This is a genomic window from Chitinophaga sp., assembly GCF_019236475.1.
In the GTDB taxonomy this organism is placed as follows: domain Bacteria; phylum Bacteroidota; class Bacteroidia; order Chitinophagales; family Chitinophagaceae; genus Chitinophaga.
In genome coordinates this window covers 716755-741085 of the sequence record NZ_JAFAIX010000012.1, presented here as the reverse complement: position 1 = coordinate 741085, position 24331 = coordinate 716755, and the positions used below count along the sequence as shown (strand labels likewise).

Sequence of the window (24331 nt, the reverse complement as noted above, 5' to 3'; positions counted from 1 at the left end):
ATTTTTGAACTTTACGACTTTTTTATGAAGAAACTTCTGGCCTTATCTGTTATTACACTGACGCTTGGGCAAGCAGCCTCTGCACAGCATAAACTTGTAGCAGATAAAATTATAGGTATTGTAGGGGATAAAATTATCCTGAAGTCTGATATGGAAGGCGCCCTGGCCGATCAGGAACGCAATTCCCCAGATGGCCATCTCGCCGCAGATGCCCCCTGCAAAACGCTGGAAATGCTCATATCCCAAAAAGTAATGGTACTCCAGGCCGAACGCGACTCCCTCCCAGTGAGCGATGCCGATATCGAAGGCCAAATGGAAAACCGTATCCGATATTTCGAACAGATGTACGGTAGCAAGGAGAAAATGAAAGAAGTTACCGGCTACTCCGTATACCAACTCCGCGAAAGATTCCGTACGCCCATCAAAGAAAACTTACTCGCCACCGCTATGCGCAATAAAGTCATAGAACAGGTGAAAGTAACACCTTCTGAAGTGAAAAGATATTTCGACGCTATCCCTAAAGACAGTCTCAAATTCTATGAATCCGAACTGGAAATAGGACAGATCGTTATCACTCCAAAAGCGACCCGCGAAATGGACCAATACGCCATCGATCGCCTCCTGGAGTTCAAAAAACGCGTACTGAATAAAGAAGCTGACTTCGGATCCCTGGCCATCCTCTACTCTGAAGACCCAGGCGTAAAAGATAATAAAGGTATCTATCCGATGAACCGTAATGATAAAAATACCTGGGACCCAGACTTTATGGCGGCAGCTTTCCGTCTGAAAGAAGGAGAAATCTCCAACCCAATCAAGTCTGCACACGGTTATCATATCATCCAGATGATCAAACGTCAGGGAGATAACATTACCGTTCAACATATCCTCATCAGAGCTGCAGTTACCAAATCTGACCTGGCCAAAGCCACAGAAAAACTGGACTCTGTTCGCAGTCAAATTATCGCCAATAAAACCACTTTCGCGCAAGCTGTAAGTGACTATAGCGACGAACCATCCGCGAAATTCACCGGCGGTATGCTGCAATCCAAAACAGGTGAAGGTACCCTGCTCACTATCGATCAATTGGATGACCCTGCCGAAAAGGAAATCGTAATGATGCTGGATACCCTGAAACCAGGCAGTATTACCAAACCAACCCAGTTTATCGATGCCGAAGGCCATACCGCTGTACGCCTCGTTTACCTGAAAACACGTACACAACCTCACAGGGAAAACCTGACAGACGATTACGCTCGTATCCAACAGCGCACCCTGATGATCAAACAGGCCGAAGCCATCAATAAATGGCTCACAGAAAAAATACCTACTTTCTACGTAAACGTAGATCCGGAATATAAAACCTGTACCCATATCAGCCAATGGATGGGACAGTTAGCCAAAAAATAGTTCCAAACTTTAACGTATTCGAAAAGCGGCACAGAGTTGATCTGTGCCGCTTTTCATTTGTATCCATCCCCGTGTTACGCTCACATGACGCGGGTTAATTTTATTTGCCGTAACTTTGCATCTTCAATTTTCAGGCATGAGTGATGCGATCAAGCATGAATGCGGACTGGCATTTATTAGATTGAGAAAACCGTTCTCGTATTACCAACAGAAATATGGAACTGTTTTTTATGGGCTGAACAAACTTTATCTGCTCATGGAAAAGCAGCACAACAGGGGCCAGGATGGCGCTGGTGTAGCTGCGGTAAAATTAGATACTGAACCAGGCGTTCCTTTTATGCACCGTGTACGTAGCTCCGCCCCACAGGCAATTGGCGACGTCTTCAGCAAAATAAGGGACGAAATTCAGGAAATCGAAAAATATCAACCCGAGATCACCAAATATCCGGGACTGATGAAAGGGCATACCAAATTCCTTGGAGAACTGCTGCTGGGACACCTCCGCTACGCAACCCAAGGAAAAAATAATGTGGAACTCTGCCACCCCTTTGTCAGATATAATACCATCCCTGCCCGCAACCTCGCTATGGCAGGTAACTTCAACCTGGTAAACGCAGATGAACTCTTCAAATTCCTAGACGTAAACCCAGGCGAAGTATACAAAAACAGTGACCTCGCTGCAATGCTGGAAACTGTTCACCACTTTATCTGCAAAGAAGATGAGGTGCGCCGCAATGGCCTCAACATCAAAAATATCCTGCAACAAGCGTTCTCTATGTTCGATGGCGGTTATCACGCCGCTGGCCTTATCGGTACTGGCGATGCTTTCGTGATCCGCGATCCAAACGGTATCCGTCCTTCTTACTACTATATCAACGATGATGTGATCGTAGCAGCTTCTGAAAGAGCAGCTATCCGTACCACTTTCAACGTTGGCGAAAATGAAGTACTGGAACTGATGCCAGGTAATGCGCTCATCGTGAAAGCAAATGGCGAATACGCAATCGAGCAAATCCTCGAACCAAAAGAACGTAAAGCCTGCAGCTTCGAAAGAATCTACTTCTCCAGAGGTAACGACGAGAAAATCTATAAAGAACGTACTGCCCTCGGTCGCAACCTCTCCGGAACCGTACTGAAGGCGATTGACAACGATCTCCGTAACACTATCTTCTCCTTCATCCCTAACACGGCTGAAGTAGCCTTCTATGGCCTCCTGAAAGGTCTGGAAGACTATCTCAACAAAATCAAAGTGGAAAGAATCCTTTCCTGGGGTAATGAAGTCGATCCGGAGAAACTCACAGAAATGGTGAACCGCCGCATCCGTATCGATAAAATCGCGATCAAGGATGTGAAAATGAGAACTTTCATCACGGAAGATTCTAGCCGTAATGAAATGGTGCAGCACGTGTACGATATCACCTACGGTACTGTTAGACCAGGCATAGACTCATTGGTGGTAATCGATGACTCTATCGTTCGTGGTACAACGCTGAAGGAAAGTATCGTTAAAATGCTGGACCGCCTCGGACCAAAACGCATTATCATCGTTTCTTCTGCACCACAAATCAGATATCCTGACTGCTATGGTATCGATATGAGTAAAATGGGAGATTTCGTGGCATTCCAGGCTGCTATCGCCCTGCTGAAAGAACAAGGTAAAGAACATATCCTCCAAGAAGCATACGGCCTGTGTAAAGAATTGGAACGTACCAATACGCTCCATGCACAGAACGTGGTGAAAAAAGTGTATGAACCTTTCACCCCAGCGGAAATCTCTGCTAAAATCGCTCAAATCCTTACTCCACAAGGCATCAACGCTGAAATCGAAGTGATCTACCAATCCATCGAAAGTCTGCACGAAGCTTGTCCGAATAACCTGGGCGACTGGTACTTCACCGGAAATTATCCTACTCCAGGCGGCAACCGCGTGGTAAACAAAGCCTTCATGAACTACATGGAAGGTAAAAACGAAAGAGGTTACTAATAGCTCCGGCTGTTTTATCATATTACAGGAAAAGCTCCCCATTGGGAGCTTTTCTGCTTTAATGCACTTGCAAGGCGCTATTTATCAACCTTTTCTCTGTTCTGATGTTAATTTTATCTTAAATCAAAAGAGAGCGATTCCTATTTCCCTTGATCCTATTAACTTTCTTTAAAATCCTTATTTTCGATTCGTAAACAATCCGTTTTCAGCCCATGAAAACATTGCTGCTTATCCGACATGCAAAATCCAGTTGGAATGATCCCAATACGGACGATTTTGATCGGCCTCTCAACAAAAGAGGTAAACAAAATGCGCCGGAAATGGCAGAACGCCTCATGAACAAAGGGGTAGTGCCAGAACTGATCATTTCAAGTCCAGCCAAACGTACGCGGACTACCGCCAAACTCATGGCAGACATGTGGAAATACCCAAAACAGGCTATCCTCATGGAAGAGGAATTATATCTCTGCTATGCTTCCACTTTCCTCAAAGTAATCACCAAAATCGATGATGACTTCAACACAGTGGCGATCTACGCCCATAACCCCGGTATCACTGACTTTGCAAACTATCTCACAGAAGAAATCCGGATAGACAATGTTCCCACTGCTGGCGTATTCGCCATACAGGCAGATATCGAAACCTGGTCCGATTTCGATCGCGCAAAAAAAACTTTCCTGTTTTTTGATTATCCTAGGAAGGATTAACCCTTCACAATCTTATTATAAGAAGCGGTAATACCTTTTATAAGGGAAGAACTGAATCCCTGGTGCTCCATTTCGTTCAAACCGGCAATGGTACAGCCTTTAGGGGTAGTTACTTTATCTATTTCCTCTTCAGGATGACGATTCTCACGTATCAGTAGTTCCGCCGCCCCTTTCACTGTTTGGGCAGCGATCAGACTGGCAGTACGTGCATCAAATCCAATTTCAATACCTCCCTGGATATTAGCACGAATGAAGCGTAGCGCATAGGCAATGCCACAGGCGCCCAATACAGTAGCAGCATCCATCAGCTTTTCATCTATGCTAACTGCAGATCCCAGTTGGTTGAACATCTCCGTTACAAAACGGGTTTGCTCTTCGGAGGCATTCTTAAAACAAAGACAGGTCATGGATTCCTGGATGGCTATGGCCGTATTGGGCATTGCTCTCACCACTGCCATGCCTGGTACAATACGCTCCAGGTCATCTATACTAACGCCGGTAACTACACTGATCAGGATTTGATCCGGACGGAATTCTCCGCTGAACTCCTGCAATACTTCGCGCACATTGTAAGGCTTCAGCGCTACAATGACTACTTCCGCGCCACGTATGGCTTTGGCGTTATCTTTTTCCACTTGTACACCCGCATGCTTCAAGGATGCTAGGGTATCTGTATTACGTTTGGTGATGGTGATATCGGCGGCCTTTGAAAATCCACTCTTCATCAATCCCTGGGCAATGGCCGTTCCCAGATTTCCACCACCTATAATGGCTATCTTTTTGGCAGACATAAAAAAAGTTTACATTATAAATCATTCGAAAGGTAAAACAATTGCTCCATTGATGCAAAAAGTACGGCATTGCATTATCTTGCAGGAATGCGCGCAACCCAAAAAGCAGCGGCGTTCTACGCCCGCATAACCGAAGCAGCGAATACCCCGCTGCCAGCGGATAAAATCAGAGCTTATAAACTGATTCTCGAAAGCCTCTTCCGCGACCTTACCCGCGAAGAACATCGCTCTTTCGGAAACCTGTTCGCGCGCATGCAATTCTACTTCGATAAAGAAGTCATCCCCCCGGATATTCAGCAACAACTAACGACCCTTCGCATACTAACTACCAGGGCTACACGCTCTCTTTTTCCCTTACAGCCGGAAGAACACAGCTTGTGTATAAAGGCGCTGGCAGAGGCAGTTTCCTGGTTTTATGAAGACGTCATTCCCCTGCACCTCTCGGAAACCTACTACGAAACAGGCGATAAAACGCTCGCTCGCAATGTTCGGCAGCGACCTGCAAGTATAGACTCCTTGAAATGTATGGTCACAGCAGTGGGGCCACTGGCAACAGGCCGCCAGGGCAAATACTCCTGCGTGCTGATGGTGAGAAATGACGAACAAGGCGATTTCCAGTTGTCGTTAGAAGGTCTAGAATCGGCTACTGTCATGACTTTACATGGTCAGTTACGTCCATATGATTCTATCCATGTGATGCATTGTCGACAGGAAACAGAGACGGATGCTGATGGGGAGACACCACTCATCTATACCACTACCGCTGAAAGTCAGTTCGTGCTGGAACCCGATCTACTCATCGATATCAGCGACCTAGCCGAATGCTTCAATCATAAAGGCTCCAACAAATTACTATACCTGGTAAAGAAACTGGTGCCGCAACCTTCCAGCCCTGCTGCATTCCGCGGAAACCTCGTGAATGCGCTGCTGGATGAAATGCTTCGTAATCGGGAAATAGACTTTAAAACCTCTTTCAAAGAGGCAGTGGCGGACAATGTTCTACAGGCTGCCGCCTATGGTCGGGATAAGATTAATGAAATGTTCCGCGATATCCGGCAATCACACTGGGGAAACCTTCACCAGACCGTAAAAGAGCTACAAGATAAACCGGTACAGATAGAACCTACTTTCTTTTCTTCCAGCTATGGCATCCAGGGACGTCTGGATATCATGGCGGAAGATGCAACAGATCCCAATAGGAAAGAGATCTTCGAGTTGAAAAGCGGTAAAGCGCCGGAATTCAATACCTGGAAGAATCATGAAATGCAGGTGGTGGGCTATAACCTCTTACTACGGTCTGCCTTCGGGCGTCACCGGAAGGGTAGCTCCGCTATTTTATATTCTGCTGCGGAATCGCAACCACTGCGCAACGTCAGTAGTACCCATGCTTCCGAAAATGCCTTGCTACAACTGCGAAATGAAGTAGTGGCCATGTTATTACGATTGGCATCCGGAGAATACGAGATCCTGTCGGACATCAACAGCACGGCAGCTATTGGCCTTCCGCCTTTTAGCGTGGAGCCTTTCATGGCCTTTGAACGCGCCTGGACATCCGCTCCAGATACGCTCAAAACCTATTACAAGGAGTTTCTATCCTTCTTGCTACGAGAGTATTTACAGGCTAAATGCGGTATGTTCTCTGAGGTTCACCGGGAAGATGACGCGGATGGATTTGCGGCTTTATGGTTGCAACAGGAAGACGAAAAGGCCTCCAGGTTCAATATTATCCCCGGATTGCAGTTCCGGGAGTTTGATACCACCAGCAGTTCCGTCATTTTTGATATAGTCCTTCCCGTGAGTCATAATTTCAGGGTAGGGGATACGGCCATTATTTATCCGCGTACAGGCACAGAACTGGCGCCTCTCCAGCAACAACTGCTGAAAGGCCGCATTGATGAACTGGGAAAAGACTATCTCATATTCTCACTGAACAACCGCCAGATGACCTTGGATTTCTTCCGTCAATACGAAGAATGGATCATCGAGCACGATATATTTGAATCGAACTACTGGATAGCAGCGGCTTCGCTGTTCTATATGCTGGCGCCGCAATATCGCAACAAAGCGGAATTATTGTTAGGACTCAGAACACCTCGTATTAAAGAACTGGAGATCCCTGTTCCCACAATGTTCAACAGTAACCAGGAACAAATCGTACGGGATGCCGTAGCAGCAGAGGATTTCTACTTGTTACAGGGACCTCCCGGAACGGGCAAAACGTCTGCCTTGCTCACTACCATTACTGCTGAACTGGTACAACGCAGCAACCATGTTATCATTGTTGCCTTTACCAATAAGGCGGTAGAAGAAATCTCATTGAAGCTGGATGCCCGTAAGATTCCATATCTGCGCATGGGTGGCAGAAATACCCCTTCAGCGGTAACGCTGCGGGATTACTGCCTAAACGGCTCCTTAGAGGAGGCCAGGCAGTTTATTACCAGCCATCGGGTATTTGTGGGCACCGTAGCCACCATGGCTACCCGCCTGGATTTACTGATGATGATGGGCATTCCGCCGGATGTATTGATCACAGACGAAGCATCCCAACTCACAGAACCACAATTATTAGGACTGCTAATGCCTTTCCGGAAGTTCATCCTGATTGGCGATCAGAATCAATTGCCGCCAGTTGTAGCCCAGGAAAGCTTTTTCTGCGCTACACGCAGTGCAGAATTACAGCAGTTGGGCATTGCTGATTTACGGTCTTCTATCTTCGAAAGGTTGATGCAGCAATGTAAAAACCAGAAATGGCATAGCTCCTGGGGCATGTTGAATACCCATTTCCGTATGCACGACAGCATTGCCAGCCTCGTCAATCCTTACTACGCCGGACAGTTATCTTCCGGACGGCGGGAGCAACAGGAAAATTTCGATGCCAGTAGCTATAGTAGAGATGGTTGGGACAGATTACTATCCTTGGGCCGGAAGGTCTTTATCCCCAGCCCGTATGAGCCCACGTCTAAGATGAATACTACAGAAGCCGCCAGGGTAGCCGATTTACTGCGTTACCTACGAAATCGTTATGGCAAGGACTTCACAAAAGATACGGTAGGAGTAGTAACGCCGTGGCGTACACAGATCAGCCTGATACGGGAAATGATCGCGGACGATAAGGATTTACAGGGTATTAATATAGATACGGTAGAGCGCTTCCAGGGCTCCGAGAATGATATCATTATTGTCTCTTTGGCCGTATATCATGCCGCACAAGTGCAGACGCTTCAGTGTTTGGGGCAGTTTTGTTGGGAAGATGCGGCTATAGAGGTAGATCGGAAGTTATTGGTAACGTTGTCGCGGGCACGAAAACAGGTGATTGTAATGGGCTATGAGCCAGTATTACAGGAGTCGGCGCATTATCGGAGGATATTGGGCGAGATGGTAAGAGGGGAGATATAGGGAACAGCCAGTAAACGCAACAAAGGCCATACACGAATGTACGGCCTTTGTCAGACAACATCATATATAGATCATTCCTGGCAAACCAGGCATTAATCCAGTGTTACATGCGACCAGTTTTCGCCGCTTTTAATACGATATAACTGCATTTCACTGATATCAAACTGTTCAGCTATCTGTTTCATGGTTTTTTTACCAGGTTTATTCAGCAGGCGTTTGATATTCTTCACTTTGCTCACATTGAGCTTGAGGCCTTTCAGCCTATTACGTTGTTTTTCTTTATATGCTTTTTTAGCCGGACTGTTCTGTTGATGGTGTTCCATTTCTTCTTTGGTGGCCCATCTCAGGTTATTGGCTTTGTTATTTTTCTTGTCATAATCGAGGTGGATCACATACCTGTGTGCCCGGCCAGGTCTTTTCACAAAGAGTTTTGCGACCTCTCTGTGCAGGTAGAGTGACTGGTAGCTGTCGGCAGGTTTAACGTTTAAAACCGTATAGCCTTCCACGGTAGATCCCGTGAGGAGCTTACCATCTTCCGTACTTTCATGATAGCTGATCACTCTCCCCATGTTTGAAACAGCGTATTTTTTACGCAGGGCAGATTTGTTTTTAATCTGTAAGTCTTTCCAGACTTCGTTTCTCAGATTTTTAATTGTGGTCATGTGAAAGTAATTTTTTATTTATTGTATTTCCGGGGTTATCGTTTATCCGTAAACGTTGCATCCGGCCATATCATCTGTGGCCGGCAGATAGTTGTTTTCGGCCAATTGGGGAGCTGTCCTTTCGAAAATATGATCTTTATATTGAATCACGATCGCGTCTAGTACTTCTTCTATTTCCGCTAATGTCTTTAAAGTTACTAATTGTTGTCTGAATTCTTTGACATGCGGTAACCCTTTGAGGTAATTAGCGTAATGGCGGCGCATTTCGAGGATACCAACTATATCACCTTTCCAGGCTACAGATTGGTGTAGATGCTTACGGCACACCTGCACTCTTTCCAAAACAGTTGGCAGAGCTAAATGTTCGCCGGTTTGCATAAAATGCTTTATCTCACGGAAAATCCAAGGATAACCGATAGCAGCACGGCCTATCATGATACCGTCAACACCGTATTTAGCGCGGGCTGCAATAGCTTGCTCCGGCGTACATATGTCACCGTTACCAAAGATAGGAATATTAATTCGTGGGTTATTCTTCACTTTCCCGATGAGTGTCCAGTCGGCGCTGCCTTTATACATCTGTGTGCGGGTACGTCCGTGGATGGTGAGGGCTTTGATCCCTACATCTTGCAGGCGTTCCGCTACCTCTTCAATATTCTTCGTATTATCATCCCAGCCCAAACGTGTTTTAATAGTAACCGGCAGTTTGGTAGCTTTTACTACCGCGGCTGTCAGTTTAACCATCTTAGGAATGTCTTTCAAAATCCCTGCGCCAGCACCTTTACATGCCACCTTTTTCACTGGGCAGCCAAAGTTGATATCCAGCAAATCGGGATTGGTAGCCTCCACAATTTGAGCTGCCATCGCCAGTGGTTCCTCGTCTCCCCCAAATATCTGAATCCCTATAGGACGCTCATAGTCGAATATATCCAGCTTTTGACGGCTCTTGATAGCATCACGAATTAATCCCTCAGAAGAAATAAACTCCGTGTACATCAGGTCAGCCCCGCTATCCTTGCAGACTGCACGAAATGGCGGATCGCTCACATCTTCCATGGGCGCCAGCAAAAGGGGAAATTCTCCCAGTTCTATATTTCCGATCTTCACCATAAATTTAGGACCACGGCCATTTTGGCACTAGTTATTATTATATTAACTTATATATTTTTGATAAATGCAGCATAGTTGTTTGTTTTACTGTTGCTGCAATGCTTAATTTCACGCAGTAAATTTACGCATTTTAATACAGTATTTAGTTATGAGGGGCTACCTGAAGCAGCATCCACCCATCCTACAGTTCATAACCATTATTGGTTTCTACGTAGGCTTTCTGGCCGTATACCTTTTATTGATGGGCGTTTTAATCCCTAAACTTACCGGCTATACGTTTATTGGCATCCAGGAAGGGATTCTTACCAATCCCGCCCTGATCTGGCCACAACGCATCATACAGTTCTCTTATTCCGTAGTTACATTCCTCGTACCAGCAGCGGTTTTCGCCCATCTGTGGCAGCCTTATCCCACCCAATATATGGGCCTTGCTACTAAGCCCTCTTGGATGCAGGTGATCCTGACGATCGTTCTCTTTATGTGTGCACTGCCTTTTGTAGGAGCCCTCGCAGAATGGAACCAATCATGGAACGTTCCGGCATCTGCCCGTGAAATGCAGGCCAAAGCGGAAATGCTTACAAAAGCGTTACTCCGTATGCCTACCATGTTGGACCTTTGTGCAAACCTGCTATTAATGGCGATCGTTCCTGCTATAACGGAAGAAGTCTTTTTCCGAGGCGTACTGCAACGCATTCTCATCAATATGACCCGTATGCGCTGGATGAGTGTCATCTTCACAGCTATCATCTTCAGTGCGGTGCATTTTGAAATCATGGGATTTGCACCAAGAATCGCGCTGGGATTCATCCTGGGAGCTATCTACCTGATTACTGGTAATCTCTGGCTCACCATACTTGCACACACCATCAATAACGGAATGCTGGTAATCAGCTTCTACCTGTTCCAGCACGGCATGACGCATACTGATCCTTCTAAAGATGATTTCCTTCCTTGGTACTACGCCGCTTTTAGTTTAGTCGTTACCGTTGGATTGTTCTGGGCGCTGATAAAACGCTCTCCAGAGCCAATACAGGTAGATCCGCCGGTTTCAGAGGAGGAGGAAGACGATTAAGCAATAGAAAAAATAGTACCTTAAGGATCTAAAATCTTGTTATATGGAAAAAGGCTGGGTTAAAGTTTTTTCGAGCGATCGTCCTTACGAAACAGAAATTGTTAAGGGTATGTTACAGGAGAATGGGATAGATGCAGTCATCCTCAACAGGCAATCATCTTCCTATACCTTCACCATACCTGGTCAGGTAGAGCTGTATGTTCCTGAGGCCCAAGCCGATACCGCCCAAAACCTGGTTACACAACACAATAACCAGCCCCTAGGCGATCCATATGAACTGGACGAAGAAGAAAATGACGAAGAAGATCATGAATAAGGCATCCCGATTGGCATTTGCACCTATTTTTGCAGACTTTTGCGGCATAAATTTATCTAACTGCAATTTTTAAAAATGAAGACATTTTTTACCCGCACTGCGTCAGCTTTGGTATTTGTGGCAGTTATGCTGGGAGGTATCCTGTGGAGTCCATTTACATTCTTCCTGTTGTTTTTCCTGGTGAATTTCTTCGCCCTGCAGGAATATTTTAAGCTAATCCGTCAGATCGATCCTGACTATGGTAATATAACCAATGTACACCGTACTGGCACCACTGTAGCTAGTTGTGCTATCATGTTGGCCTTTACCGGGAACACATTTATGTTTGCCGGTATTTCATCCGGATTTATCGGCTGGTGGGCAGCGATCATCTTTTTGATGGTGCTTCCCCTGGGAGAAATTCTTTTTAGTAAGGACTTCTCGTTGAAAAACATCGGCTATTCCGCATTGGGCCTGTTATATGTGACCATTCCTTTCAGTCTCCTCGTAAACATCCGTCTGAAGGCGGAAAACATCCATTATACGCCAGATCAAGTGGGCACTGCCCCTGGATGGCTGATTCCACTATTGTTGATCATTTTCATCTGGATCAATGATACGATGGCCTACATCGTAGGCTCTCTGATTGGCCGGACGCCCTTCGCGCCAGCTATCTCCCCTAAAAAAACAATTGAAGGCACCCTCGGCGGTATGATCCTCGCGGTAGCCACCGCCGGCATTTATGGCCATTTCTGGGGCGCTGGGTATTTATCGCTGCAGCACTGGCTGGCTTTAGCAGGTATCGCGGCCATATTCGGCACCGTTGGCGATCTCATCGAGTCCAAACTTAAGCGCATGGCGGGCGTTAAAGATTCCGGTACTATTATGCCCGGTCATGGCGGCTTCCTGGACAGATTCGACTCTATGCTGCTGGCAGCACCTTTTGCCTGGATTTATGTCCAGACATTTATGCTGTAATCATAATTTCGTATGCTGAAATTTTTGAATTGAACTAACTTTGCATTGCGATTAATCAAATAAACAGACAAACAAATAAAAAAAGACAATGAAGATCCATCGTGAAGGATTTGCGACCATTTCCCTTGTATTCTTGGTACTGCTGGTTATAAACGGGGCAGTTTCCTACTGGTTTGACTCTCCAGCGCTCACTTGGAGCCTCCTGGCCATCTCAGTAGTGTTTTTCCTGTTCATCGTTTCTTTCTTCCGTGTTCCTGCAAGGAAAAACACCGAAGGTGGAAATCTTGTGATTTCCCCTTGCGATGGTAAAGTGGTAGTGATTGAAGAAGTATATGAGCCTGAATACTTTAAAGATAAACGTTTACAGGTATCTATCTTTATGAGTCCTGCAAACGTGCATGTTAACAGAAACCCTATCAGCGGGGAAGTAAAGCTCTCCCAATATCATGCTGGTAAATACCTGGTAGCATGGCACCCTAAATCTTCTACTGAGAATGAAAGACATAGTGTGGTGATCGGAAACGGCAAAACAGATATCCTCGTTCGCCAGATTGCAGGCGCATTGGCACGTCGTATTGTGAATTACCTGAAACCAGGTATGCAAGTATCTCAAAATGAGGAAATGGGCTTTATTAAATTTGGCTCCCGTGTAGATCTTTACTTACCTTTAGGAACCGAGGTTACCGTTCAACTGGAACAGGTAGTCAAAGGTGCTCAAACTGTAATAGCAAAAATCTAAATCCCTTTCTTAACTCAAGAATTTACCTCGCTATGAAGAAATTATTCACATTCGCTGTAGCAGCATTATTCATTGCCGGAACCGCTTTCGCACAAGACAAAACCAAAGCCGCTGCCGCAAAACCAGCCGCTAAAACTGAACAGAAAGCTGAATGCAAAGACAAAGCTGATTGTAAAGACATGGCTAACTGCAAAGACGCCGCTTCTTGCCATGAAGGAAATAAAGCAAAAAGCTGCTGCAAACAGCCTTCCAAAACAGCTACGCTGAGAACCGCGAAAAAAGCTACAGCTAAATCATAAGAACAAGCTGTCTCAAAAAATAAAGAAAGGGAAATGACGTCGCGTCATTTCCCTTTCTTATTTTTCGTCGCCCCTGGCCGCTGGGCAGGGCTACAAGTATGAGATTTTTTTTTACAAGATATTTTGTATCTCAGCGAGATTATTAATCGTGTAGGTAGGGGTAAAGTCCACCGGCGGTTTGGCTGGATTAAAATAAATCTGATCCATCCCCACTGCATGAGCCCCCTTGATATCCAATTCCATCGCGTCTCCCACCATGATACTCTCTGCCGCGGATGTACCCGCCTTTGCCATAGCAAAATCAAAGATTTCCCGGTAAGGCTTCAGACTACCCGCCATCTCAGAAGTGATAATATGTGTAAAATATTTATCTATTCCTGAATTCTGCATTTTAAGTAGCTGTGTAGCTTCGAATCCATTGGTAATCATATGCATAGGATAGTTTTTAGCCGCCAGATAATCCAGCGTTTCTATCGTATGCGGGAATAATCTCTTCTTCCCTGGTAGAATCTCGAGGAATTGGTCAGATAAAGCCAGATTCAACTGTTCATCGCCAATTTTGAAGTCCAATAAAGTGAGACGAAATCTTTTGTAGCGAAGATCGTTGCGTGTAATGAACCCCTTTCTGAATCTATCCCACAGTCTTTCGTTGTGTCCTACGTAGGAGTCGGAAAATTCCTGAAATGTTGGCACCCCTCTACGTTTCAAATCATGCTGCTCATAAAGTTCCAGCAGTGTCTCCTGTTCGTTTGTTTCAAAGTCCCAGAGTGTATGGTCCAGGTCAAAGAAAAGATGTTTATATTTCATGATCGCGCAAAGTTACGAAATACAATTTTCACTATTTTAACAGCTTAACATAGGACTTAATCATGAATGCAGTAATCACCGGCGCCAGTAAAGGCATTGGAAAGGCTATAGCGGAAAGGCTGGCCCGCGAAGGATTTAATGTGGCCATATGCGCTCGTCAGGAAGCCGCATTACAGGCTGCCAAAGCGAGTATACAGGCACAAAATGCCGCTGTTACGGTACTCGCTGAACAGGTAGATATGGGAGATAAAAGCCAAGTATTGGCTTTTGCGGAAAAGATAAAATCCACTTTTTCTTCGGTTGATATACTGGTCAATAATGCGGGCATCTTTACTCCCGGCTCCCTCAATGAAGAGCCAGACGGCCTCCTCGAACAGTTGATGGCGGTGAATGTTTATAGTGCTTACCATCTCACCAGATCATTATTACCCGATATGATCACTAAACGTAACGGACATATTTTTAATCTGTGCTCCGTTGCCAGTCATAAAGCCTACGCTAATGGCGGCTCTTACAGCATTACCAAACACGCATTGCTGGGTTTTAGCCGTAATTTGCGGGAAGAAATGAAACCTTATGGCGTGAGAGTTACTAGTATTAGCCCTGGTGCTACACTCACCGCTTCTTGGGATGGCTTTGATGCACCTCCAGACAGAATGATACCTCCTGAAGATATCGCCTCCATCGTATGGACAGCCTTCTCGCTGGCCAAACAAACGGTTGTCGAAGATATACTCCTACGACCGGTTTTAGGAGATATTTAACAACATATATTCATAATTTTTTAACTAACTTTTAACGGCGCGTCTACCGCATCCCTGGCGGGTTTGGTTAAATTTGTTGACGTAATTATGATGGTTAGATTTAGTATAAGAAAGTGTATTTTCTCCTTACTGCTTTTAGTAGGGGTGGTGAACTGCGCATTCGCACAGGATTTCCGTTTTACTACAACTGTGAGTAGCAACACCGTTGCTGTGGATGAATCATTTCAAATCCAGTTCATGCTGGAAAATGGCGTGAATATAACCGGTCTTACACTCCCTGATTTGAAAGACTTTGATATCGTGCAAGGTCCTTTTGAACAGAGAGGCCAATCTATCATGAACGGACGCCGGTCCGAATACTACGCCGTACTATTTGCGCTGCGGCCTAAACGTGCCGGTAGTTTTACGATTCCTGCTGCCCAAGCAAGGGTAAATGGCAACCTCGTGAAATCCAATCCTGTATTGGTGGAGGTGAAGAAAGGAAATAGTCAGACCCAGCAGCAGATGCAGCAACAAATGCAGCAATTGCAACAACAGCAACAGCAAGGTACGGGCCCCTATGCTCCTCGCACCAGGGGAGGAGATGAGGCTGTTGACGGCATTCTTCGCAAAGGAGAAAACATTAACGAGAAATTACGCAAGAATATATTCGTTAAAGTAGAGGTAGATAAAACCAACCTCTATGAAGGCGATCAACTAACGGCAACGTATAAACTCTATACACGCCTCCCAACAAACTCCAGCGTTACAAAAGTTCCAGCTTTCAAAGGATTTTCTGCGAAAGACATAGAGCTACCAAACCCGCCACAGGCAACCGAAGAAACGGTCAATGGCGTACCATTTAAGGTATTCACCATCCGTAAAACGTTGTTGTTCCCGCTACAGTCCGGAACCCTGGAACTGGAGCCAGTGGAAGTAGACAACCAGGTAAGGCTGGTTAAAATCGTGCAGAATAAACGCAACAAAGGGGGCAGAGATCCTTTTGAGGATTTCTTCAATGATCCTGCTTTTAAAGATCCATTCTTCGACGATATTTTCAATCGCGCGGATGTGGAATATGAAGATGTGCCTTACAAAACGCAATGTAATCCGGTAAAAATTACTGTGAAGCCATTGCCTGCTGAAGGCCGCCCAGCAAGCTTTAACGGAGCAGTTGGTAAGTTCACTATGGATGCGGTAGTAGATAAAACCAAACTCAGCACCGATGATGCGCTTACCCTGAAAGTAACCATCAGCGGACAAGGCAACGTAAACCTGCTGAACGCGCCTAAAGTGGAGGTACCTACCGGCTTCGAAAAATACGATCCTAAAGTAACCGACAATATTGAGAAAAACAGCAATCCGCTGTCTGGCAGTCGTACCTTCGAATTCGTACTGATGCCTACAGAAGCCGGCGACCACGTGATTCCACCGGTGGAATTCTCTTACTTCGATCCAGTAGCGAATACCTATAAGACAGTGAAATCTGCACCATTCACGATTGCTATCTCACAAGGCAAGAAAGTGAAATCCGAAAAACAAGATTTCAGTGTAGGTAGAAATGAATTGACGGGTATTGAATCTGGTATTTTGCCATGGGTGAAAAAACAAACCTGGTTTATCACCAGTCCGATTTTCTATGCCCTGCTGCTCCTGCCGGTACTGGCATTTGCAGGAATGGCTTTCTACAAACGTCGCAAAGATTACAACACCACCAATGCGGCCCTTCTCAAACACCGTTATGCCAATAAAGTGGCGCTCAAACGCCTGGAGCTGGCGGCCCGTTATCTCAAAGAAGGAAAAGACAAAGCATTCTACGAAGAAACCTCCCGTGCTGTTTGGGGCTACCTGAGCCATAAGCTGAAGATTCCTTTTGCCGATCTTAGCAAACAACTGATTCAGGAGAAACTCGCTGCCCGCAGCATTAACGGCAGCAATACATCTGAACTCTTTGAACTGATTGATAACTGTGAAGTAGCACTCTACGCGCCAGGCCAGGATAATCGCCGCATGCAGGGCACTTATGAGAAAGCAGTTAGCATCATTTCGAACCTGGAAGATGCATTGAAAAACTAATTTAACAACAGGCAAATGTTGCAATTCAGAATGATCAAATCGTTATTCCTGGCTATGGGACTATTCCTGATAGCGAGTGCCGCTCACGTATCTGCACAGGAAGTAAACCCACAACAACGTTTTGACGACGCCAATAATCTCTATCGCCAAAGTAAATTCACGGAAGCCGCGGCCTCTTACCAGCAACTGATTGATGCCGGCTACAGCCAGCGCGAACTCTTTTTAAATGCTGGGAATGCCTGGTACAAAGCGGGCAAAACAGGTATGGCGGTATATAGTTATGAAAAAGCGCTTCAACTATCTCCGGCAGATCCGGCTATCAAACATAATCTGGCGTTGGCGAATCAGAAAGTGACAGGTTACACCGGAGAATTACCGCTGGTGTTCTTTCAGCAATGGTGGCTGAAATTACAGCACATGCATTCTTCCAACGGTTGGGCTATTGGTGCTGTATTATTCTTGTGGCTACTGATCGCTGGCATCATTGTTAATTTCCTCATTCCTGGATATCGTAACAAATACCTCACTGGGGCCAATTACTTGCTGGGTGTACTTTTTATGCTCTATTTGCTCATGTCTGTCGATACCTACATGATTGCCAACAATCATAATAACGGTATTGTATTGACAGACACCATCAAGGTGAAATCCGCTCCAGACGATACTAGTAAAGATCTGTTTGAGCTGCATGAAGGGATGAAAGTAAAAATCCTGGATGCCACCAAAGAGTATTGCAAAGTAGAGCTGACAGACGGTAAGAACGGCTGGATAATCTGCGCTGGAATAAAATCACTGTAATTACATTTTTTCGATTCGTAAAAGGAAATCCTGCTTTTTCTGGCGGGATACGGGAACACTTTGTCCGTCGCACATAATGATTTCGCCACCATCGCCTTTAATGTACTTATCCATGTAGGAGAGGTTCACGAGGAAACAATTATGCACGCGGAAGAAGGCTTTATCTTCCAACAATACTTCCATTTCTTTTAATGTACGGGCTGCCTGAAAGGGCTTTTCCTGTGAGCGCAGGTGGATATTGGTATTGGCGCCATTGGATTCGCAATAGAGGATATCATTCACGATGAGCATGCGAAGACCTTCCGATGTGGGTAAAGCGAGTCTCTCCGCCTGCTTTATATGCTGTTGCAGCATTTCTACCAGGTTATCTACTTTCTTGGTAACGGATTGCCCTTGGCGTAGTTTGGCCTTGATTACAGCCTCCTTGAGCTCGTGTACATCGATGGGTTTGAGGAGATAATCTAGCGCACTGTGACGGATTGCTTGCACTGCATAATGATCATATGCTGTTGTAAAGATAACAGCAAAGGAGCCTCTTTTTGTAGCCTCCAACACCTGGAATCCGTCCAGGCCCGGCATTTCAACATCGAGGAACAACAACTGGGGGTCATAGAGGGCAATTGCTTCTAGAGCGGCTTCTCCGTTATTACAGGTAGCCATGACCGTTATATCCGGACAGTTATTCTCTAAAAGTATGCGAAGAACATCCCTGCTGTGCTTCTCGTCGTCCACAATGATGGCGCGCATGGATATAGAAATAGTTGATATATGGGTTTATGTGCTCTCAAGGCTGTTCTTAGCCTTTTAAGGATGAAAAATTACGTTATTTTTCTCATCCCTCCAAAGAATCAACTGATGAGCGCTTGTCGGGAAGAAGTATGTACCATGCTAATGATGAGACAGTTTCCACAGGGGAGGGAAGTCTTGTCCAGTATTTGTTGGGCCGATATCTGGGCCTCCATATGATAGCGTTCACTGAGCAGGTAAAGACGTTCAGAGGCGATATCAATTCCATTGGCTAGTCTTTCCCCGGTATCATCCAACAAGGGTGAACACGGTGCGCCATTATCTTCCAGCCGGATAAAGAGTCTCTCGTCTTCCCGACCAATATTAATGATCAGTTTACCTCCGCTTTTTTCCGGCCTTAGCAGTAATCGCCGCCAGATAGCATATTGCACATAAGGTTGAATAATGAGGGGAGGAATAAGTGTTTGGTAGGGCTCTACATTTGGATCTAGGGATAATTCATAATCGAATTGTTTGTCGAATCGGAGCTGTTCTAGTTGTAGATAGAGTTCCAGGGCTTCGAGATCTTCCTGTAACGTGACCCATTCCTTGTTGAAATTACCCATCATTAGGCGCATCAGTCTGGAAAAACGAGTGAGGTATAGCGAGGCCATATCTGTACTGGTAGTAAGGATATAATGGTGAATGGCGTTGAGGCTGTTGAAAATAAAATGCGGGTCCAACTGGGCCTGGAAAGCATGTATTTCCAGGTTCAACATGGCCTGTTTATGGTGTAGTTCCTTTTCAGATGCGCGACGAATTTTCTTCTCCCGGAAGTAGAAGAAAAACAGCAACATCAAAAGGCAGAACAAGAAGATTACCCAGTACGGCCATGCTGCTGCAAGATCCAGATTCATTAAGAAAATAGGCGCCACAATACTTAAATATCGGGCAAAAGCAGGCGAAGTGAAAGGGGCAATTTATACTAGGCGGAAATTGACAGGAAAGCGGTGAAATTTAAAGGAAATCTGGCTAGGGAGACGAAATATACGTGCCTTGCAACGAGCGCGCTGCAAGGCACGTTAAACAATTTATACTTCAGTGAACTTATAACCCACACCACGAACGGAATGGAAGTATTTCGAGTTCCGGCTGTCTTCCTCAAAATATTTTCTAAAATTCAGGATGAAGTTATCGATGGTTCTTGTGGTAGGATATACGTTATAGCCCCAAACTACTTGTAGAATTTTTTCGCGGGTAACAACTTCTCCTTTGTTTTCGATGAGCAATTTCAGCAACATGGCTTCTTTCTTACTCAGTTCATAATGTTTGCCATCTTTTCCGATGCATTCCTGCGCCGCAAAATCGATGGTATTATTACCGAATTTATACACATTAGGAACGCTGTCTTTATCCTGGATCTTCTTGTTTTTCACAATCAGCTTTTCCACACGGAGCAAGAGTTCTTCGAGGTTGAAAGGCTTGGTCATATAATCGTCCCCACCTTTCTTTAGCCCCAGCACTCTATCTGCGCTACTGTTTTTAGCACTCAGGAAGAGGATAGGCACTTCATTGTTTTGTATGCGTATATTCTCACACACCGCGATACCGTCCATTTCTGGGAGCATGATATCGAGTATGATAAGGTCGAAATATTCATTCTTCACTGCTTTCAGGGCGGCAGTACCATTGTCAACAGCAGTTACTTCATATCCTTCCAGCTCCAGGTTCAGCTTCAGCGCCTCCTGGAGATTTTCTTCATCTTCCACCAGTAGTATTGATGCTTTTGTAGCTTCCTTCATGTGTTAATATTTGATTGTAAGTCAAATGATGGATTAAAAGGCTGCCTTTAATCCTGTTTAAATTTACGCAGTTTGAACGGAATATTCTGTCCAGGTTATTTCAAAGCATGCGCCGGTAGGTGTATTATCCTTTACCCGAATATAACCGTTGTGTTGCTCTACAATTTTTGCAGTAAGGAAGAGGCCCAGCCCGGAGCCTTTGGCTTTGCGGGTGTTTTCATTTCCTACTCGGTAAAACTTCTGGAAGATTCTTACTTTTTCTTCATCAGGTATACCAGGTCCTTCATCAATAACCTGCAATTTCAACTGGTTGTTAGATTCAAACAGCTTTATAAAAATAGCGGTATTGCGGGGTGCATATTTGGCAGCATTTTCCACCAGGTTACTGAGTACGATATGCAGCATCAGTTTATCACCTTCCATCCATACCCCTGGCAAAATGCTTGCCTGAATGCCGTGAGTGCCAATTCGTCCGCCAATTTCTTTGATATCTGCCTCTAGGAGCTGCGAAATATTCAGTGGCTCCTTAAAAAGTTGGTATCGATGCGTTTCCAATTGGGCAGCCAACAGGATATTATTACATAACTGGTCCAGGCGATTCGTTTCTCGGATGGTGTTATCTATCAATCGGTGTTGCTTTTCTTCGTCCAGCTTGTGTTTTCGGATAGTCTCCAAGTTTAGCTTGGCCGCAGCAATAGGAGATTTCAGTTCATGGGTCACTGCCATCATGAAGTTTTGCTGTTGCCGGCTCAACTTCATGTATTTCCAGATGGCCCTATACACGAAAAGCGCGCCTACTAAGATAATACCGAGAAAGGTAAGGCCTTCGCCGAGGTATTTGAAGGTACGCATTTGTTCATCCTTCTCTATGCGTTGCAGTTCCAGTTGATGTTCTACGGGTTTGGCCAGACTATCTATCCGTAGGGTAAGGTTCTGGCGTTCGAAGGTAGTGATCTGGTGGCTCTGACGAAGCAGTAATATGCCCCACCAGATCAGTGCAGCCACAGTATAGGCCAATACCAGGAAATAGAGGAAGGAAACAGATTTCCCTTCCTGCCTGATGTAACTTATAAACTTTTTCATGAAGGCCGTTTGCCGGCTTTTTCAATCCGCAGACCGACATTCATCACATTGGGGAGCGGATTTTGCCGCATGTTTTGTTCAAAAGAGATTTTATAGACCCCTGGTTTGCTGAAAATAGCATGTTGTTGGATAGGCACGCGATGTTCATAAATATCATCGAGACCAGTGCCCAACCACTTACCAGAGGGCTCCGCCAGTGGCAGCTCAACGCGTTGACTGGTCGGGAGACTGTCGCCCGGATATTGCGTACCTATCAGCACCCAAAGGTTGCTGTAAGGGTAGGCGGCCGAGTGACGTACATTCACATATATGTTATACAGCCAGGCTGTATCTTCAGGTTCCAGTTTTACTTCAAAAGATGGCTTGTAATCATAGGACCAGTCATGCCCAGGGACTTCCAGGTTTTTTTCATAGACGTCCAGTTTGGGCGGTTTGCAGGCAGCAGCCAGCATAAATAGGCCTGCAGTTACCAGGAGAAATCTCTTCATAAAGGTATTCGCCTTGCTATAAAACGTTTAATACTTGTTCTTTTGCTTTCTCCAACTCATCTTTCATCAGTACTACCCACTGTTGGATACCAGCGTCGTTGGCTTTAGAACCGGTAGTATTGATTTCTCTACCCACTTCCTGCAATACAAATCCCAGTTTCTTACCTTTCGCAGGATCTGCTTCTCTCAGGATTTCTTTAAAGTAGCGGCAGTGATTTTCCAGACGGGTCAGTTCTTCAGAGATATCCAGTTTTTCCAGATAGAAGATCAGTTCCTGTTCCAGCCTGTTGCTGTCTACGTTTTCTTTACCTACATGTTCTGCCAGGAGGCCTTCCAGGCGCTGACGGATCTTATCCTTGCGGAGAGGGTCCAGCTCTTTTACTTTGAGCATGTAAGTTTCGATATTTTCTATTCGCTGTACCAGGTCTGACTCCAGCATTACGCCTTCATTCTGACGATGCATGTCCAGGTCTTGCAGGGCAGCCTGTAATACCTCTTCCACATCTCGCCATTCCTCTTCTGTGATCTGTTCGGTAGCAGGAGTAACTACTTCCGGCAGTTTCATGAGGATATTCAGCATATCGCCCTGTGGGAGTTCTAGCTGATTGGCCAGCATGGTGATAGACTGGTAATAATACTTTGCAAGGTCTGTATTGATGACAACAGGTCTTGTTGCACCATTCTGACGAACGTTGACAGTAGCATCCAACGTACCACGCTGGAGCGCCTGTTGCATTTGGGAGCGGATGTCAAATTCATAGGGTTTCAGCAAAGGAGAAAATTTCAAATTCACCTCAAACTGCTTTCCATTGAGCGATTTAATCTCTACAACAATTGTTGTTTCGCCTCTCGTGCTCTCCGCCCTTCCGAAGCCAGTCATTGATTTCAGCATAATAGAAATTTGTAGGCAACAAACCTAGTTAAATAAGACCAGAAAGCCAAAAGCATAATAGCGCTTAGGCCAGCTTCAGCTTCCGGTAAACCTCTGTGCGGCTCAGGGAAATCATGTCTCCCGGTTGCATTCCCGCTACTGTCAGTCCTTCCATACGATAACGGACAAGCCTCAACGTAGGAAAACCTACGGCTGCCGTCATTTTCCGTACCTGTCTGTTCTTCCCTTCATGTAAAACCATACGAATCCATGGGGCCGGAATACTTTTTCGAAATCGGATAGGAGGGTTGCGGGGCGGCAGTTCCGGCTCTCCCTCAAAAAGGTATGCCCGGCAATGCCTTGTCTGGTACATTTTTCCATCCACATTAATCTGCACTCCCTGTTCCAATTGCTTAACGGCCTCTTCCGTTACAGCACCATCCACTTGCACCCAATATTCTCTTTCATGTTGATATTTCGGAGATAAAATGCGGTGATTCAATGCTTTATCATTAGTCAGCAGCAATAATCCCTCACTATCATAATCCAGACGTCCTACTGGGTATACATCTGAAGGTACTTTAAAGAAATCGGCTAGGCAAGCTTTATTACCTTCAGGTGTAAATCTTGTCAACACCTCATATGGCTTATAAATTATATAATAATTGAACCCCACTGCTGCTTTTACTTTGGTTAAGGAGCCGTAAATTAGTACTTTTGCATAATTCATTATGAGTATACCTAATAATCCTGCTTGTCAGAACTGCAAAGACCGTTTCTCATCTATCTTTTGTAAGGCGGACCACAACAATCTTGAACAGATTGATGCAGCAAAAGTGTGTTCTGCCTACAAGAAAGGACAGGTGATTTTCCACGAAGGTGCCTACCCATTCGGAGTATTCTGCATCAACGATGGTAAAATTAAGCTGTCGCACAGTGGCGACGATGGCCGCGAGCAAATCGTACGCCTCGTCAAAGCAGGTGATATTATGGGTTACAAAGCCCTGCTCAGTAATGAACGCTATACCGCCACTGCTACTGCATTGGAGGATTCCTCTATCTGCTTTATCCCGAAAGACCTCTTCCTGAGCATACTTCAGAAAGATGCGTCCCTTTCTTTCGAAATGATGCGCATTCTCTCCAGCGAATTGCGCAAAGCAGAACTAAAAATCACACATCTCGCCCAAAAACCTGTAAGGGAACGACTGGCGGAAACATTACTCTTCATCCGTGAAACCTACGGCCTGGAAGAAGATGGTAGCACCCTCAACGTTCGCCTCTCCAGAGAAGAAATCGCCAACCTCGTGGGCACCGCCACCGAGTCGGCTATCCGACTGCTGTCTGAATTCAAAAAAGACGGTATGATCGAATTAGACGGAAAGAAAATTCGCCTCCTCGACGTACCTGAAATTATCAGAACAGCAAATCTGCACGACTAGTTCCTGATAAAAATCAGTTTTTGCCTTGATACATGTCATTGTATCCCCAACGGGGTAC

At 45.4% G+C, this 24331-nt stretch carries 24 protein-coding genes; 13 read left to right on the top strand and 11 right to left on the bottom strand.

Annotated features, from left to right (window positions below):
* Nucleotides 1–24: 24 nt before the first annotated feature.
* The 3 genes from JO154_RS19265 (at nucleotide 25) to JO154_RS19255 (ending at nucleotide 4098) form a co-directional block, all read left to right on the top strand.
* On the top strand, nucleotides 25–1407 hold the full coding sequence (locus JO154_RS19265; protein WP_291948531.1) for a peptidylprolyl isomerase: 1383 nt from the start codon (nucleotides 25–27) through the stop codon (nucleotides 1405–1407).
* A gap of 256 nt (nucleotides 1408–1663) precedes the next feature.
* The gene (locus tag JO154_RS19260) at nucleotides 1664–3391 is read left to right on the top strand and encodes an amidophosphoribosyltransferase (RefSeq protein WP_291948529.1); all 1728 of its coding nucleotides are present in this window, start codon (nucleotides 1664–1666) and stop codon (nucleotides 3389–3391) included.
* A gap of 212 nt (nucleotides 3392–3603) precedes the next feature.
* Nucleotides 3604–4098, top strand: coding sequence for a histidine phosphatase family protein (locus tag JO154_RS19255; protein ID WP_291948527.1), 495 nt, complete (start codon nucleotides 3604–3606; stop codon nucleotides 4096–4098).
* Here JO154_RS19255 and proC read toward each other — a convergent pair.
* Entirely contained in the window at nucleotides 4095–4889 is a 795-nt protein-coding gene (gene proC, locus JO154_RS19250) for a pyrroline-5-carboxylate reductase (RefSeq protein ID WP_291948525.1), read from the bottom strand. The genes JO154_RS19255 and proC overlap by 4 nt on opposite strands.
* 87 nt (nucleotides 4890–4976) lie before the next feature.
* Between proC and JO154_RS19245 the strand changes: the two genes are divergently transcribed.
* A complete protein-coding gene (locus JO154_RS19245; protein ID WP_291948523.1) occupies nucleotides 4977–8285 on the top strand; it encodes an AAA domain-containing protein in 3309 nt (1102 codons plus the stop codon).
* Between the two features lie 92 nt (nucleotides 8286–8377).
* On the opposite strand, the gene JO154_RS19240 is transcribed toward JO154_RS19245, so the two are convergent.
* Complete coding sequence (locus JO154_RS19240) at nucleotides 8378–8947, bottom strand: NUMOD4 domain-containing protein (protein WP_291948521.1); 570 nt, start codon at nucleotides 8945–8947, stop codon at nucleotides 8378–8380.
* A 42-nt stretch (nucleotides 8948–8989) separates the two neighbouring features.
* Nucleotides 8990–10057: a tRNA dihydrouridine synthase DusB gene (dusB, locus tag JO154_RS19235; protein WP_291948519.1), complete on the bottom strand. Its 1068-nt coding sequence runs from the start codon at nucleotides 10055–10057 to the stop codon at nucleotides 8990–8992.
* A gap of 148 nt (nucleotides 10058–10205) precedes the next feature.
* On the opposite strand from dusB, the gene JO154_RS19230 reads away from it, so the two are divergent.
* The 5 genes from JO154_RS19230 to JO154_RS19210 all read left to right on the top strand — a co-directional run bounded on the left by JO154_RS19230 (nucleotide 10206) and on the right by JO154_RS19210 (nucleotide 13440).
* On the top strand, nucleotides 10206–11129 hold the full coding sequence (locus JO154_RS19230; protein WP_291948517.1) for a CPBP family intramembrane glutamic endopeptidase: 924 nt from the start codon (nucleotides 10206–10208) through the stop codon (nucleotides 11127–11129).
* Nucleotides 11130–11172: 43 nt separating this feature from the next.
* A complete protein-coding gene (locus JO154_RS19225) occupies nucleotides 11173–11445 on the top strand; it encodes a DUF2007 domain-containing protein (RefSeq protein ID WP_291948515.1) in 273 nt (90 codons plus the stop codon).
* A 75-nt stretch (nucleotides 11446–11520) separates the two neighbouring features.
* Nucleotides 11521–12402 carry a phosphatidate cytidylyltransferase gene (locus JO154_RS19220; RefSeq protein WP_291948513.1) on the top strand — a complete coding sequence of 294 codons (882 nt, stop codon included), beginning with the start codon at nucleotides 11521–11523 and terminating at the stop codon, nucleotides 12400–12402.
* A gap of 88 nt (nucleotides 12403–12490) precedes the next feature.
* On the top strand, nucleotides 12491–13141 hold the full coding sequence (locus JO154_RS19215) for a phosphatidylserine decarboxylase family protein (RefSeq protein ID WP_291948512.1): 651 nt from the start codon (nucleotides 12491–12493) through the stop codon (nucleotides 13139–13141).
* A gap of 32 nt (nucleotides 13142–13173) precedes the next feature.
* Nucleotides 13174–13440, top strand: coding sequence for a hypothetical protein (locus JO154_RS19210; protein ID WP_291948509.1), 267 nt, complete (start codon nucleotides 13174–13176; stop codon nucleotides 13438–13440).
* Between the two features lie 111 nt (nucleotides 13441–13551).
* On the opposite strand, the gene JO154_RS19205 is transcribed toward JO154_RS19210, so the two are convergent.
* Nucleotides 13552–14247: a YjjG family noncanonical pyrimidine nucleotidase gene (locus tag JO154_RS19205; protein ID WP_291948506.1), complete on the bottom strand. Its 696-nt coding sequence runs from the start codon at nucleotides 14245–14247 to the stop codon at nucleotides 13552–13554.
* A 62-nt stretch (nucleotides 14248–14309) separates the two neighbouring features.
* On the opposite strand from JO154_RS19205, the gene JO154_RS19200 reads away from it, so the two are divergent.
* The 3 genes from JO154_RS19200 to JO154_RS19190 all read left to right on the top strand — a co-directional run bounded on the left by JO154_RS19200 (nucleotide 14310) and on the right by JO154_RS19190 (nucleotide 17864).
* Nucleotides 14310–15011, top strand: coding sequence for an SDR family oxidoreductase (locus tag JO154_RS19200; RefSeq protein WP_291948504.1), 702 nt, complete (start codon nucleotides 14310–14312; stop codon nucleotides 15009–15011).
* Nucleotides 15012–15098: 87 nt separating this feature from the next.
* On the top strand, nucleotides 15099–17066 hold the full coding sequence (locus JO154_RS19195) for a BatD family protein (protein ID WP_291948503.1): 1968 nt from the start codon (nucleotides 15099–15101) through the stop codon (nucleotides 17064–17066).
* A gap of 15 nt (nucleotides 17067–17081) precedes the next feature.
* Nucleotides 17082–17864 carry a tetratricopeptide repeat protein gene (locus tag JO154_RS19190; protein ID WP_291948501.1) on the top strand — a complete coding sequence of 261 codons (783 nt, stop codon included), beginning with the start codon at nucleotides 17082–17084 and terminating at the stop codon, nucleotides 17862–17864.
* Here the strand turns inward: JO154_RS19190 and JO154_RS19185 are convergent, their stop codons facing one another.
* The 7 genes from JO154_RS19185 to JO154_RS19155 form a co-directional block, all read right to left on the bottom strand.
* Complete coding sequence (locus JO154_RS19185) at nucleotides 17865–18611, bottom strand: response regulator (protein ID WP_291948500.1); 747 nt, start codon at nucleotides 18609–18611, stop codon at nucleotides 17865–17867. It abuts the gene before it with no gap.
* A gap of 101 nt (nucleotides 18612–18712) precedes the next feature.
* Entirely contained in the window at nucleotides 18713–19507 is a 795-nt protein-coding gene (locus tag JO154_RS19180; protein ID WP_291948499.1) for a histidine kinase, read from the bottom strand.
* 174 nt (nucleotides 19508–19681) lie between these two features.
* Nucleotides 19682–20392, bottom strand: coding sequence for a response regulator transcription factor (locus tag JO154_RS19175; protein WP_111591075.1), 711 nt, complete (start codon nucleotides 20390–20392; stop codon nucleotides 19682–19684).
* A 63-nt stretch (nucleotides 20393–20455) separates the two neighbouring features.
* Nucleotides 20456–21475, bottom strand: coding sequence for an ATP-binding protein (locus tag JO154_RS19170; protein WP_291948498.1), 1020 nt, complete (start codon nucleotides 21473–21475; stop codon nucleotides 20456–20458).
* Nucleotides 21472–21963, bottom strand: a complete 492-nt coding sequence (locus tag JO154_RS19165) for a gliding motility lipoprotein GldH (protein ID WP_291948497.1) — start codon at nucleotides 21961–21963, stop codon at nucleotides 21472–21474. Before JO154_RS19165 ends, JO154_RS19170 begins: the two co-directional genes overlap by 4 nt.
* Nucleotides 21964–21979: 16 nt before the next feature.
* Complete coding sequence (locus tag JO154_RS19160) at nucleotides 21980–22855, bottom strand: YicC/YloC family endoribonuclease (RefSeq protein ID WP_291948496.1); 876 nt, start codon at nucleotides 22853–22855, stop codon at nucleotides 21980–21982.
* 64 nt (nucleotides 22856–22919) lie between these two features.
* On the bottom strand, nucleotides 22920–23564 hold the full coding sequence (locus JO154_RS19155) for a pseudouridine synthase (RefSeq protein ID WP_291948495.1): 645 nt from the start codon (nucleotides 23562–23564) through the stop codon (nucleotides 22920–22922).
* A gap of 1 nt (nucleotide 23565) precedes the next feature.
* On the opposite strand from JO154_RS19155, the gene JO154_RS19150 reads away from it, so the two are divergent.
* Nucleotides 23566–24273 carry a Crp/Fnr family transcriptional regulator gene (locus JO154_RS19150; protein ID WP_291948492.1) on the top strand — a complete coding sequence of 236 codons (708 nt, stop codon included), beginning with the start codon at nucleotides 23566–23568 and terminating at the stop codon, nucleotides 24271–24273.
* The last annotated feature ends 58 nt before the right edge of the window (nucleotides 24274–24331 follow it).